16 protein-coding genes and 2 tRNA genes are annotated in these 12,601 nt (G+C 63.4%); 10 read left to right on the forward strand and 8 right to left on the reverse strand.

Annotated features, from left to right (window positions below):
- Positions 1–115: 115 nt before the first annotated feature.
- The 3 genes from ACWGTI_RS17380 to ACWGTI_RS17390 all read right to left on the reverse strand — a co-directional run bounded on the left by ACWGTI_RS17380 (position 116) and on the right by ACWGTI_RS17390 (position 1,283).
- Positions 116–475, reverse strand: coding sequence for an ArsR/SmtB family transcription factor (locus ACWGTI_RS17380; protein ID WP_454577788.1), 360 nt, complete (start codon positions 473–475; stop codon positions 116–118).
- Positions 476–851: 376 nt separating this feature from the next.
- Positions 852–928, reverse strand: a tRNA-Arg gene (locus ACWGTI_RS17385).
- Positions 929–977: 49 nt separating this feature from the next.
- Positions 978–1,283, reverse strand: a complete 306-nt coding sequence (locus ACWGTI_RS17390) for an ETC complex I subunit (RefSeq protein ID WP_454588249.1) — start codon at positions 1,281–1,283, stop codon at positions 978–980.
- Positions 1,284–1,456: 173 nt separating this feature from the next.
- On the opposite strand from ACWGTI_RS17390, the gene ACWGTI_RS17395 reads away from it, so the two are divergent.
- Together ACWGTI_RS17395 and ACWGTI_RS17400 are read left to right on the forward strand one after the other, a co-directional pair.
- Complete coding sequence (locus ACWGTI_RS17395) at positions 1,457–2,641, forward strand: flavin-containing monooxygenase (protein WP_454588250.1); 1,185 nt, start codon at positions 1,457–1,459, stop codon at positions 2,639–2,641.
- 51 nt (positions 2,642–2,692) lie between these two features.
- A tRNA-Pro gene (locus tag ACWGTI_RS17400) sits at positions 2,693–2,769 on the forward strand.
- A 97-nt stretch (positions 2,770–2,866) separates the two neighbouring features.
- Here the strand turns inward: ACWGTI_RS17400 and ACWGTI_RS17405 are convergent.
- On the reverse strand, positions 2,867–3,736 hold the full coding sequence (locus ACWGTI_RS17405) for an NmrA family NAD(P)-binding protein (protein WP_454588251.1): 870 nt from the start codon (positions 3,734–3,736) through the stop codon (positions 2,867–2,869).
- Positions 3,737–3,869: 133 nt separating this feature from the next.
- Between ACWGTI_RS17405 and ACWGTI_RS17410 the strand changes: the two genes are divergently transcribed.
- The 3 genes from ACWGTI_RS17410 to ACWGTI_RS17420 all read left to right on the forward strand — a co-directional run bounded on the left by ACWGTI_RS17410 (position 3,870) and on the right by ACWGTI_RS17420 (position 5,802).
- Complete coding sequence (locus tag ACWGTI_RS17410) at positions 3,870–4,772, forward strand: LysR family transcriptional regulator (RefSeq protein WP_454588252.1); 903 nt, start codon at positions 3,870–3,872, stop codon at positions 4,770–4,772.
- 354 nt (positions 4,773–5,126) lie between these two features.
- Positions 5,127–5,486, forward strand: a complete 360-nt coding sequence (locus ACWGTI_RS17415; RefSeq protein ID WP_454588253.1) for a hypothetical protein — start codon at positions 5,127–5,129, stop codon at positions 5,484–5,486.
- A gap of 55 nt (positions 5,487–5,541) precedes the next feature.
- Entirely contained in the window at positions 5,542–5,802 is a 261-nt protein-coding gene (locus ACWGTI_RS17420) for a hypothetical protein (protein ID WP_454588254.1), read from the forward strand.
- Positions 5,803–6,019: 217 nt separating this feature from the next.
- On the opposite strand, the gene hdaA is transcribed toward ACWGTI_RS17420, so the two are convergent.
- From hdaA to ACWGTI_RS17435, 3 genes are read right to left on the reverse strand one after another with little or no spacing between them, the layout of a single operon-like run.
- Entirely contained in the window at positions 6,020–6,724 is a 705-nt protein-coding gene (hdaA, locus tag ACWGTI_RS17425) for a DnaA regulatory inactivator HdaA (protein ID WP_454588255.1), read from the reverse strand.
- A 2-nt stretch (positions 6,725–6,726) separates the two neighbouring features.
- A complete protein-coding gene (locus ACWGTI_RS17430) occupies positions 6,727–7,920 on the reverse strand; it encodes an AI-2E family transporter (RefSeq protein ID WP_454588256.1) in 1,194 nt (397 codons plus the stop codon).
- Positions 7,892–8,449 carry a CDP-alcohol phosphatidyltransferase family protein gene (locus ACWGTI_RS17435; RefSeq protein ID WP_454588406.1) on the reverse strand — a complete coding sequence of 186 codons (558 nt, stop codon included), beginning with the start codon at positions 8,447–8,449 and terminating at the stop codon, positions 7,892–7,894. Before ACWGTI_RS17435 ends, ACWGTI_RS17430 begins: the two co-directional genes overlap by 29 nt.
- A 356-nt stretch (positions 8,450–8,805) precedes the next feature.
- Between ACWGTI_RS17435 and purM the strand changes: the two genes are divergently transcribed.
- From purM to ACWGTI_RS17460, 5 genes are all read left to right on the forward strand, one after another.
- On the forward strand, positions 8,806–9,885 hold the full coding sequence (gene purM / locus ACWGTI_RS17440) for a phosphoribosylformylglycinamidine cyclo-ligase (RefSeq protein ID WP_454588257.1): 1,080 nt from the start codon (positions 8,806–8,808) through the stop codon (positions 9,883–9,885).
- Positions 9,882–10,589, forward strand: a complete 708-nt coding sequence (gene purN, locus ACWGTI_RS17445) for a phosphoribosylglycinamide formyltransferase (RefSeq protein WP_454588258.1) — start codon at positions 9,882–9,884, stop codon at positions 10,587–10,589. Before purM ends, purN begins: the two co-directional genes overlap by 4 nt.
- 51 nt (positions 10,590–10,640) lie before the next feature.
- On the forward strand, positions 10,641–10,973 hold the full coding sequence (locus ACWGTI_RS17450; protein ID WP_454588259.1) for a hypothetical protein: 333 nt from the start codon (positions 10,641–10,643) through the stop codon (positions 10,971–10,973).
- A 94-nt stretch (positions 10,974–11,067) separates the two neighbouring features.
- Positions 11,068–11,409 (forward strand): type II toxin-antitoxin system HicB family antitoxin, encoded by a 342-nt coding sequence (locus tag ACWGTI_RS17455; protein ID WP_454588407.1) that lies wholly within the window; start codon positions 11,068–11,070, stop codon positions 11,407–11,409.
- Between the two features lie 10 nt (positions 11,410–11,419).
- On the forward strand, positions 11,420–11,935 hold the full coding sequence (locus ACWGTI_RS17460; RefSeq protein WP_454588260.1) for a SixA phosphatase family protein: 516 nt from the start codon (positions 11,420–11,422) through the stop codon (positions 11,933–11,935).
- Positions 11,936–12,154: 219 nt separating this feature from the next.
- Here the strand turns inward: ACWGTI_RS17460 and ACWGTI_RS17465 are convergent, their stop codons facing one another.
- Entirely contained in the window at positions 12,155–12,397 is a 243-nt protein-coding gene (locus ACWGTI_RS17465; protein ID WP_454588261.1) for a DUF680 domain-containing protein, read from the reverse strand.
- Positions 12,398–12,601 lie beyond the last annotated feature (204 nt).

A 12,601-nucleotide genomic window follows, 5' to 3' on the forward strand; every position in this document is an offset into this window, starting at 1 on the left:
AACGCCGGAGAGCCGCAAAAATCGTCGAAAATACTAGCGATCGGCGCCGGGATGGCGCCCATATCGCTTCGCGCGTTAGCGGCTAGGGGTCAATCAAATCAGGCGATGCCTGCCCTCAGGCTGCTCGCGCCCGGCGCAGCCTTTCGGCGACGTAATGCGGGCCCGGCCCCGTGAGCGGTCTTTCGGTCGCCAGGAAGCCATCCAGCATGGCAAGCAGTTCGCGCGCCGCACCGGACGAGCAGGAATAGTAGACCATCTGACGTTCGCGACGGGTGTCGACAAGGCCGAAGGCGCGAAGCTTGGCAAGATGCTGCGACAGGGCCGATTGGCTGAGCAGAACTCTCTCGGCAAGGATACCGACCGAGAGTTCGCCACCGGCCAGATGGTTCATGATCAAAAGCCGCTTCTCATTTCCCATCAAGTTGAGAAAGGCGGCGGCAGTTTCGGCATTGGCGGCAAGTTTTTTCGAAATCATCGATTCCACATACTTTCGCGCTCATCAGGCGACATGGGGCCATGGCGCCAGCAGACCTGTGTGTATGAACCGTTGCGATGATCTCGTCGCGTCACGCCCACTCAACCGAGGCGACATAAACGGCGAAAAACCCGCGCCAAGTCCCAGCTGGCACAAAACAAAAATCCAGCCAAATAGCCAGACTAAAGTCCTATCCAACATCGGACCAAAGCCTACCAGCGTCGCGTTCTTTCTACAAGACCATAACGTTACTGCCGGCGACCTGCTTCTCAGGCAGCACCCAAGGATGATGCTGCCGCCCACTTCGCGATCCGCGGAGACAAGGGTGAGATGTTGGATTTTTTGGAGCGGCACCTGAGCTAAGCCGTTGAATTATTGGCGATCCCGACAGGATTCGAACCTGTGACCATCGGCTTAGAAGGCCGGTGCTCTATCCAGCTGAGCTACGGGACCGCTGGCCGGCCGGGCCGGCTAATGTCTTTGCGACGACACTGTCCGCCGGTCAATGCGTCCAGGGTATCCTGCGGTCATAGCGGAAATTTTCCGCGTAGGAAATCTGCCGGCGCTTGGTCTCCTTCGGCTCCTCGACGCGGAAGGCCAGCCCCTGCTTTTCGGCATAGGCCACCGCCTCTTCCCTGGTCTCGAAGGTGAGCCGGATCTGGCTCAGCATGTCGCCAGACGTGGTGTAGCCCATCAGCGGATCGATCTTCTTGCGCTGGGCGGGATCGAATTCCAGCACCCAATGGCCGGTCTTGGCCTTGCCGGACTGCATCGCGGTTTTGGCTGGGCTGAAAATACGCGCGGACATGGGCACCTCGTGGCTGCGTTGGCGGTAGCGCCGCCTTATTTCAGTCAATACTGTGCAACACTGCCGACGGCAAGGCCGAAGCGGCCTGCAACCGCGCCGCCTCGGAAGCGGCATAGGCCCGATACACTGGCGTGGCATCAAAAGTCATGGTCATTATGGCGACACATAGAGGCATGGATACAGGGATTTTGTACGCTGAAGCCGGCCAGCAAGGGATTTTCGACGGCGTGATCGTGATCGGCGCCGGCGGTGCCGGGCTGACCGCAGCCCACGCGCTGCTCAAGGCCGGCGTACAAGTGATGGTGCTGGAAAAGGAAGCCCGGCTGGCCGAGCCATGGCACCGGCGCCATGCACAGCTTCACCTCAACACGCATCGCGATCTCTCGGCACTCCCGGGCGTCTCCTTTCCCGCCGGCACTCCTGCCTTTCCGCACCGAAGCGCCGTCATCCGCCATCTAAACGAATTCCGCACCATGCACCGGCTGCCGGTCGAGTTCGGGGTCTCGGTCGATGAGATCGCCTTCGACGGTGACCACTGGCTTGTGCGGACCGGCGCCGGACCGCGACGGGCGCGCCATGTCGTCATCGCCACCGGGCGCGACCGGCAGCCCTTCATTCCGGCCTGGAAGGGCGTGGAGGCCTTTGCCGGGCGCATTATCCATTCGGCAGAGTTTGGCGAAGCTGGTGACTATGCCGGCAGGAAAGTGCTGGTCGTCGGCGCCGGCAATTCCGGTTTCGACGTGCTCAACCATCTGGCGCGGGTGGACACGGCGCAGATCTGGCTGTCTGCACGAAACGGCCCGGCGCTGCTGCCCAAGCGCATCCGCCAGATCGCCGTCCACCGCTTTTCGCCGATGCTGGCGCGGCTGCCGTTCAAGCTTGCCGATGCGGTTATGGCAGCGACGCAGCGGCTGGTCTTCGGTGACCTCGCCGCCTTCGGCCTGCCACCGACGCCTTCGGGCGGGGCAAGCCGGCTGGCGTCGGATTATACGGCCATCGCCACCGATGACGGCGCCGTCGACGCCATCAAGGACGGCCGCATCATCGTGCTGCCGACGGTGCGGGAATTCACCCGCGACACTGTCATTTTCGACAATGGCGAGATGATCCAGCCCGATATCGTCATCGCGGCGACCGGCTACCGCACCGGGCTCGAGGCCATGTTGGGCAAGCTCGGCGTGCTCGACGACAAGGGCGTGCCGCTGTTCAACGGCGCCGACCGCGACCCGAAGCTGCCGGGCCTGTGGTTCACCGGGATGCGGCCGAGCATCCGCGGCTGCTTCGCCAATGCCCGCATCCAGGCCAAGGCGATCGCTGCCAGGATCGCGAGGGAGCGCAGACCGCCAGGTCCGGTTTGACGTTTTAGGGGTTGCGCCGCAGGGCCCGGAACCTTATACGCCGCAGGGCCTCGGAGTGTAGCGCAGCCTGGTAGCGCATCTGGTTTGGGACCAGAGGGTCGGGAGTTCGAATCTCTCCACTCCGACCATTTTTCTCCCCGTAAAGCCCGTCCCTGCCGATGATCGGCGAGACCCCGCCTCGTTGCTGAGTGGGTGGCGGCGAATCTGTGGGCCTGAGCAGTTTAGCTAGGCCACCGTGCCGGCGGTAAGCGCTGCAACCACGTCAGCCAGGCGTGTGGTGCCCTTGATCGTCCCTTCGCCATCGTCGGGGAATTCGATCCAGCCCTCGTTGAAGCCGTCGAGCATCCGCAGACGCGGCTGTGGGTTCTTCATGCCTTGCGAACGGAGGAGCGCCTCCCAGTTTTCGCGTGGTATCGCCACGGCACGTACCGGCCTGCCAAGGGCAGCGGCAAAAGCGGCCGCGATGTCATTTGGAGAGACACGACAAGGTCCCTCCATCTCGACGATTCGTATGCCCGTCCAGTTCTGCTGGATGAGTTCGGCGGCCAGCCGGCCGACATCGGCGGCGGCAACCATCGGCAGCGCCCTGTCCGTGGGCACTAGGAAGCTGTGGATGAGTCCGGTGTCGCGTGCCGATGCGACGTCCCAGGCGGCATTGTCGATAAACCAGGCCGGCCGAAGCAGGGTCAGCGCACGCGGAAGCTGGCGCAGCGCTGCCTCCATCATCGTGCGCTGCGACAACAGATTGTCGTGAGCCGCATCGGCACCGACAGTCGACAGGCAGACGACCCTGGCATGGCTGGCCGCTCGCAGCGCCTCCACGACACTGTCGATCACCGCTTGCGCTTCCGGGTAGCCGGGCTCCGGGTCGAATACCGGCGGCGGCAGGATGAACACCGCCGCGGCGCCGGCGAAAGCCTGCGTCAAGGCTACAGGATCCTCCATTGCCGCGACCGCGACCTCGCAGCCAAGCGCTGCCCATTGCCGGCCTTTGCCGGCGTCGCGAACTATGGCGCGGACGGGCTGGCCGGCGGCGAGCAAGGCGCGCGCCACCGCCCCGCCGACTTTGCCTGTGACACCGGTGATTGCATACATGATCCGTCTCCGCTTTTTGCTCAGCCGGTTGCCGGCTGTTTTTGGATGACGGGATGTTTAGCGCCAAACGCACTGTTGCGATGAGTGCCATTAAATCATAATATTGTTGACTCTGAATCAACGGACGAGCCTCGTGACCTTCGACGGACGCATCATCTCCAATGTCGGCGTGCTGGCGGCGATCGCCGAAGGCGGCAGCTTTGCAAGGGCGGCGGACGCGCTTGGCCTGTCGCGTTCGGGTGTCAGCCGCGCCGTGTCGCGCCTGGAAGCCCGCGTCGGCGTCCGGCTGCTCGACCGCACGACGCGCGCGGTGGCGCTGACCGACGAGGGGCGCCGGCTTTATGCCGAGGTCGCCCCGCTGCTGTCGGGCATCGAGGACGCGGTGACGGTGACGTCGGGCACATCGATTGCGGTGCGCGGCCGGCTGCGGGTCAATGTGGACGCGTTCTTCTCACGCCTGCTCTTGACGCCGCACATCCACGAATTCCTGGCGCTCTATCCCGACCTGTCGCTCGAACTGGTCGCCCGCGATCAGTTGGGCGATCTGGTGGGTGAAGGTTTCGACATCGCCATCCGGTTCGGAACGCCGCCAGTGTCGTCGCTGGTGGCGAGGAAGCTGAGCGACACCCGAACCGTGACCGTTGCCGCGCCGGCCTATCTCGAGGATTACGGCCACCCACAGGTCCCCTCCGATCTTGTCAACCACGCCTGCATCCAGGTCCGGGATTCGCTCACCGGCCAGCCCATCGAGGAATGGCGGTTCCGCAGGAACAACGAAATCGTCGACGTCAGGACAACGGGCCGCCTGATGGTCACCGAGTTCGGCACAATGCTCGGCGCGTGCCTCGGCGGCGTCGGCATCGCCCGGATCAAGGCGGTCGGCGTGCAGCACCTCATCCGGCAAGGCGCGCTGGTCGAGGTTCTACCCGACTGGCTCGGCGAAAGCTTTCCGCTCTATGCGCTCTACCCGTCCCGCCATCTGCCGGCGGCCAAGGTGCGCGCCTTCATCGATTTCGTTCAGTCGCGTCTGGATTGAATGCAGTGCGCCCAGCTTGGATTGAAATACAATGAGCGACCGACCAACCAATGTCTGCGATGAATGCCGCAGCACATATTTCGCCGACAGCAGCGAAATGCTCAGCCTCTGTCCCGAATGTGCGTTCCATCTTTATGGGTACCCGCCCTGCGGACATCAGTTTCAAAATAACCGATGCACACTCTGCGGATGGGACGGATCCCGCTCTCGATTTATCGCCAGTCTGATCTCGAAGAGCGATCCTGGCTAACAGACCTGCTGCCCATGCCGCAAATCCCCTGCGTGTCTGCCAACAGCTTGTCCTAACGTTGGTTCTGCGCATTGCCAGCGCAAATCGGCGGGGGTCGACATATCATGCAAGCACTGTCCGCGATCCTGATTGTTTTCGGGTTCATTGGCTGGGCGGTGGCGATGTGGGCGGCGCTGGCGGTATGGCGCGTCTCGCCGCCGGGGGAGAAATTCGGCAACTACGTCCGCCTTGGATCCTGGCGCTTTGCCGCGCTGGAAGCCCGACTCGGCCCTGGCATCCGCCAGGCGTTGTCCCGCTTCCGGCTCGGAATCATCGTCTTTCTGGCATGCCTGGTTATCGCGATTGCCACCGGCCTGATGACAGCCGGCGATCTGGTGTCGCAGTGCGCCTGCAAGCCACGTCGGGGCGCCACGGGCTCACGTCGACGGCCCATATCTAACGCCGGACGCGCGCCTGACGGATAATCCCCTCGCTTCCATCACCGTTGCCGGTCTAGACTTCGGCAAAAAGGGGGTGCGGATGCTTGGTCTCGAGGCATGGCTGTCGCTGATAGGCCCTGCCTACTTCGCTTATCTCGGCATCGCGATCCCGTTCGTGGTCGTCTGGGCCATTATTTGTGCTGCGCTGTGGATCTGGAACAACCGGCCGAGCAAGAGGCAGGGCCCACCCCGGTCGTGGCCCGCCAGCCTGGCGTTCTTTGTCGTCGTCGCCGCGTCCTACGTGGCGGCGCATACGGCGGTCTACCTGCTGGTGCGGTATCTGGCCCCGTTGTGGGCGTAAAGGGAGCGCGCCCTTCTGCTGAACATTCTGGCGATCATTCTGCCTGAAGGTAAGCTCGCCGGGCGAGAACCCCAATCATCACTCCCGGCGAGCCTACAACCCGATCAGGAACGTGATCAGGACCGGGGTCAGCCGGCAGACGCAGTTTTGCAAGATGGATGCCAGCATATGTTTTCCCGAAATGGGACAGGCGCGGAGTTCTTCTCCCTCTACAGCCTTAAATCTCGAACTCGCCCTGCCCCTCGTCCATGGCACTGACGATCTCGGCGGCGAGCGCCCTTGTGATCGGCGTCTTGCGCTCGAGCGCGGTGCGGTCGAGCCGTTCGACCACACGCATGGCGGTGGCCAGTGAGCGCTCGATGCGGCGCACGAGATATTGCACGACATGCTGCTCGACCTCGACCTGGCGGTCGGCGAACAGTTTGGTGATGACGCCGGCCAGAAGCAGGTCGTCCGGCTCATGGATCTCGACGGTTGCCGCCGCCTTCAGCCGCGAGGCGAGATCGGGCAGCGTTACCCCCCACGCCGCGGGGAAGCGCCGCGCCGTCAACAGCAAGGTGGACCCAGCGCCGCGCACTTCATTGATCAGGTGGAACAGGCCCGCCTCGTCGATCGCTGTCTTGTCGACATCGTCGATCAGCGCCGGCCTGCCGCCAAGCCCGGTGATGACAGCGCCGATGCGCTGGGCATCGACCGCCATGGCGTTGGCCCGCGCCTGCCAAATCGAGCCTAGATGTGTCTTGCCGGAACCGGCCGGGCCGGCCAGCACGATCACCGGGGAGGGCCAGTCCGGCCAGCGGTCGACCAAGGCCACCGCCTCGCGATTGGTGGCCGACACCACCAGCTCGTCGCGCGAATAGCCGGTGCCGTGGCCAAGGTCGAGCGGCAGCTGGCACGGCGGTTCGGTCTTTTGATCAGCCACGTTCAGCCGCGCGGCGAGCGGTGGCCCCCGCCGCGATTGGCGGGGAGCGGCGGGACGGGCTCGGTAGAGTGTCCCTTGTAGAGCGGCGATTCCAGATACCTGGCGATGGCAAAGCGCACCAGCACGGCAACCGCGGCCGAGGCCGGCACAGCAATCAGCAGGCCGACGAAGCCGAACAGGGCGCCGAAGGCAAACAGCGCGAACATCAGCCACACCGGATGCAGGCCGACGCTTTTTCCGACCAGCCTTGGCTGCAGGATGTTGCCCTCGATGAACTGGCCGATGAAGAACACCACCGCGACGGCGACGATCATGGTCCAGTCCGGCCAGAATTGGACGAAAGCAACGCCGACCGCCAGCACCAGGCCGGTCAGCGAGCCGACATAGGGAATGAAGGAGATCAGCCCGGCGAACAGGCCGATGAGGATGGCGAAATTCAACCCGGTCAGCGTCAGGCCGGTGGCGTACATGGCGCCGAGCACCAGGCACAGTGTGCCCTGGCCGCGCACGAAGCCGGCGGTCGCGGTGTTGATGTCCCTGAAGATCGCCCTGACCGTGCCGACATAGTCGCGCGGCACCCAGCTGTCGACGACCGCCACCATGCGGTCCCAGTCGAGCAGCATGTAGAAGGCAACGACCGGGGTGACCACGAACAGGCTGACCACCGAGACCAGCGCAACGCCGGAACTCCAGATCGAGGTGAAAACGGTGCTCAACAGACCGAAGCCCGAGGTGAGCAGCGAATTCAGCCCGTCGCGCAGGCCATTGGCATTGACGCCGAATTTCTGCTCCAGCCATTTCGGGTCGAAGCTGGTGATCAGCGACTGCAGCCGGGTCAGATATTCCGGCAGCTTGCTGGCGAAATCAGCCATCTGCGTCGCCAGCACCGGAATCAGGATGACAAAGGCCAGCACCAGCACGACGATGAAGGCAATGAGGATGACCACAGTTGCCATCAGCCGGGAAAGGCCGAGGCGCTGCAGCCGGTCGGCAACCGGGTCGAGGAAATAGGCAAGCACCATGCCGGCGACAAACGGCAGCAGGATGCTGGAGAAGATGTAGAGGAACAGCGCCAGGAATACGGCCGTACCCAGCCAGAAGAAAATCTGGCGACGAAACGCTGCCGACGCAGCCGCATCTGCTACCGCTGCAGTCGCGGCACTGTTATCAACTACCCGGGGTGGAGCCTTCGCCATAGCCGCTCATATGCCTCAGCCAAGCCACGAGATAGGCTGCGGCCGAAGCCACGGTCAAGACCCCGGACAGCAATATGAGCGCGGGCCTGAGCGGGTCGAGGTGGAGGCCAAGGGCAAGTTCGCCCAGCACCACGGCCGCCAACACGATCTGGGCGGCGGTGTTGGCCTTCGACACATAGAGCGGCTTCATCTCGACCGGGTGTGCCATAACCGTGGATAAAAGCACGGCGCAGATGATCAGCGCATCGCGCGACACCATGGTGACCACCAGCCACAGCGGCAGCTCGCCGATAAAGCCCATGACCACGAACACCGAGACCAGCAGCACCTTGTCTGCCATCGGATCGAGATAGGCGCCGAGTTTCGAATGCTGGTTGAAGCGGCGGGCGATAAAGCCGTCGACGCCATCGGAAATGCCGGCAACGAGAAAGCCGGCAAACGCCCAGTCCCAGCGCATGTTCAGCATCGCCAGCACCACGGCCGGGACCAGAACAAAGCGCATGATGGTGATCAAATTGGGGATGGTCAAAGGCATGTCCCGCCATGTCTTGTTCCGCTGATAGATGATGGAGACGAAGAATGGGCGCAAGTGGCGAAGCTGCCGATCTCCCCCCTTGCGGGGGAGATGCCTGGCAAGGCAGAGGGGGGGCTGTCCCGCCGGCGTGTCAGCGCACCATTTCTGCGCGCTGGTGATTATACGGGACAGGCCGGTGATCCTTCACACCCCCCTCTGTCCTGCCGGACATCTCCCCCGCAAGGAGGGAGATTGGCAGCTTCGGCGCTTCGCCCACTTTCCACGGTTTTGTCTGCGGAAGCAGCCCTTGTCCTTGCCCCCCGAAATCATTCATGCGAAGAGCCCGCAACGGAAACAGGGATGCGCCGACGATGAGCAAGGGCGACCGGGCCAAGCGCAAGAACGGGCTCACCTATGCCGAGGCGGGCGTCGACATCGATGCCGGCAACCTCATGGTCGAGAAGATCAAGCCGCTGGTGCGCGCGACGCGCCGGCCGGGCGCCGATGGCGAGATCGGCGGCTTTGGCGGCCTGTTCGACCTCAAGGCCGCCGGTTTCACAGACCCGGTGCTGGTTGCCGCCAATGACGGCGTCGGCACCAAGCTGAAGATCGCCATCGATGCCGGCAAGCATGACACGATCGGCATCGACCTCGTCGCCATGTGCGTCAACGACATTGTCGTACAAGGGGCGGAGCCGCTGTTCTTCCTCGACTATTTCGCCACCGGCAAGCTCGACCCCGAGCAGGGGGCGGCGATCGTCGGCGGCATCGCGACGGGCTGCCGGCAGGCCGGCTGCGCGCTGATCGGCGGCGAGACGGCCGAAATGCCCGGCATGTATCATGGCAACGATTACGACCTTGCCGGCTTTGCCGTGGGCGCGGCTGAACGCGGCCAGTTGCTGCCGACCGACGATATTGTCGAGGGCGACGTGCTGCTTGGCCTTGCCTCGTCGGGCCTGCATTCCAACGGTTTTTCGCTGGTTCGCCGCATTGTCGGCGTCAGTGGGCTTGCCTGGAGCGATCCGGCGCCGTTCAACGACGAGGCGACGCTGGCCGAGGCGCTGCTTGAGCCGACGCGCATTTACGTGAAGTCGATCCTCAAGGCGATCCGCGGCACGCATGGCATCAAGGCGCTGGCCCACATCACCGGCGGCGGTTTTCCCGAAAACATCCCGCGCGTCCTGCCGAAGGACTTTTCCGCCGAGCTCGACCTCAATGCCATCGATGTGCCGCCGGTCTTTTCCTGGCTGGCGAAAACCGGTGGCGTGGCGCCGGAAGAGATGATGCGCACCTTCAACTGCGGCGTCGGCATGATCCTCGTCGTCGCCTCCGGCCAGGCCGCGCAGGTCGCCGCCGTGCTGCAGGAGGCCGGCGAGACGGTGACGCCGATCGGCCGCATCGTGCCGCGCCGCGACGCCGGCGTCATCTATCGGGGCTCGATCGGCCTATGAGCAGGAAACGCACGGTTGTCTTGATCTCGGGACGCGGCTCCAACATGACGGCGCTGATCGCCGCCGCCAGCGATCCGGCCTATCCGGCCGAGATCGTCGGCATCATTTCCGACAGGGCCAACGCCGCCGGCCTCGGCATCGCCGCCGCGCGGGGCATTCCAACCAAGGTCATCGTGCGCGCCGACCATGCCAGCAAGGAAGCGCATGATGCGGCGATCGACGCCGCGCTGATTGCGTTCAATGCCGAGATCGTGGCGCTGGCCGGCTATCTGCGCATCCTTTCGCGTGGCCTGGTCGAGAAATGGCAGGGGCGCATGCTCAACATCCACCCTGCCCTGCTGCCGGCTTTCAAAGGGCTGGACACACACGCGCGCGCCTTGCGCGCCGGCATGCGCATCCATGGCTGCACCGTGCATTTCGTCACACCCGAGATGGATGACGGCCCGATCATCGCACAAGCCGCGGTGCCGGTGATGGTCGGCGACAATGAGGACACACTTGCCGCCCGTGTGCTGAAGGCCGAGCACCGGCTCTATGCACTGGCGCTCGGCCTCGTCGCCGACGGCAAGGCGCGCATGGAAGGCGGCCGCACCGTGCTGGCGCACTTCGCCGACGACGCCGACAACGGAACTTCGGTGGTGATGGCGCCCGACCCGCTGCGCGAGGAGCGCGACCTCGAACAGCTGGCGCGCATCACGCCCTGAGGCGGCTCCAGGGTCGCCAATATGTCGTTGCGCGTGGTAGAAAACCTAGCCATGGACGTTTTCGATAGCGCTATCCGGACAAAGGGCGATCTGGCCGGTGTATTCGAGTATGACGAGGCAGGTGAGCCGCAAGATGCCACGGCATATTTCTACCTTTACCGAATCCAAGACGGAAATGTAGGAGCGGTGATTGATGCAATTCACATTCGATCGGGCGTCTGGGCGATCACCGAGAAGGACATAGCGGTGAGATGGGATACGGACGGACGGCGTGCAGGCGTTTTCATCTTCGGCGTGCTCTGGGCGGCCTTCGACACTGCAACTGGTACGAAGCATGGCGGCCAATACGGCACCGACTTCCAGCCTGACATCCCGTGGTCGTGAATCGAGACTGATGAGGCAGTTGCTCCTGCTGCTTCATGCAAATCGGCTCGCCGATTTCGGTCGGCCAATTCCTGTCGAGAACCGGAGTGAAACAGTGAATGCGATGACCTACAAGGGCTATTCCGCCCGTGTCGAGTATGACGATGACGACGAGATTTTCTTCGGCCGGATTGCTGGAATTCGCGACGGCGTATCGTTCCATTCGGAAACTGTCGCGGGGCTGAAAGCAGCCTTCCACGAGGCTGTGGACGACTATGTCGAAACCTGCGCAAAAATCGGCAAATCGCCGCAAAAACCCTATTCCGGAAATCTCATGCTTCGCGTCGATCCCTCGGTCCATTCGAAAGTCGCGCTGGCAGCGGAAGTCGCAGGCAAGAGCCTGAACCAGTGGGGAGAAGAGGTCTTGCGCGAGGCCGCCGACAAGCAGATCGCTTGAGGTGAAATCGATGAAACAGCTGCTCCTGCTGCGCCACGCCAAGTCGAGCTGGGACGATCCGGCGCTCGGCGATTTCGACCGGCCGCTTGCCCCGCGCGGACTGAAGGCAGCGCCGCTGATCGGGCGCGAACTGACCAGGCGTGACTGGCTGCCTGACCTGGCGCTGGTGTCGCCGGCGCTGCGCACGCGTGAGACATGGCGGCTGGTCTCGGCAGAACTACCGGCGAAAGTATCGGTGGAGTTTGCCGAAGCGCTCTTCGGGGCCACTGCCGGTGACATTCTGGCCGAGGTGCAACAGGCCATCACATCGGCTGGCTGTCTCCTGGTGCTAGGCCATAATCCCGACATGGAGGATTTTGCGCGCCGGCTTGCCAGTCCGCGATCGGATGCCGGAGCTCTGAGGAAGCTCGAAGAGAAATTCCCGACCGGCGCCCTTGCCCGCTTTGTCGTCGATGATGGCTGGGCGGATCTCGCCCTCGGCACAGCCCGGTTGACGCATTGCATCAGGCCGAAGGATTTGGGCTGACGCCGAAGCTGCCAGTGCCCAAACGCGCTCAGTGGACGGAAACGGGCCGGCCGCGAACGAAGATCGCCAAGCGCGGCCTAGAAAGATGACGTGCAAACAAGAAGATAGAATGGATCGCTGCCGCGTTGATTCAGACCGCGCGGAACCCAGGCCGGCTCCGCAAAAACAAGAGCGACGGGCCAAGCCCGCCGCTCTTTGTGGTCGACGATTTGCCAGAAATCAACGGCCCCAGATGCCCTGGCCGGATTGCGGCTGGTTCGAGTCGCCCTTGATCGTGAAGCCGCCGAAGGTGCCCGGCTGGCCGATCGAGGCCGTATAGCTGTGGTCGATGTTGCCGGCCTGAGCGGTCGACGCGGTCACAGCAGGCTGGTTGACACCGTCAGAGCCGTAGTGGTCGCTGCTTGCGAAAGCGGTGCCTGTGGCAACGAGGAGGGCAGCAGCGGTAAGAGCGATCTTGGTCATTTTAAAATACTCCAGATATCTGGTCCTGTCCGTCTAGTGGCGTGCCTTGGGAGGAGTTCGCGTCGCTCGGACCACCCCGATTTGGGTCTGCCTTGTTGACATTACCAATCACAAAAATGTGCGAACCGAACCGTTCGGTTCGTTCTTGAAATCCGCTGAATGACGCGGCGGCGGAAATTTTCTATCGTGATATCAAGTAGTTAA

It is taken from the genome of Mesorhizobium sp. ArgA1, from assembly GCF_053714375.1.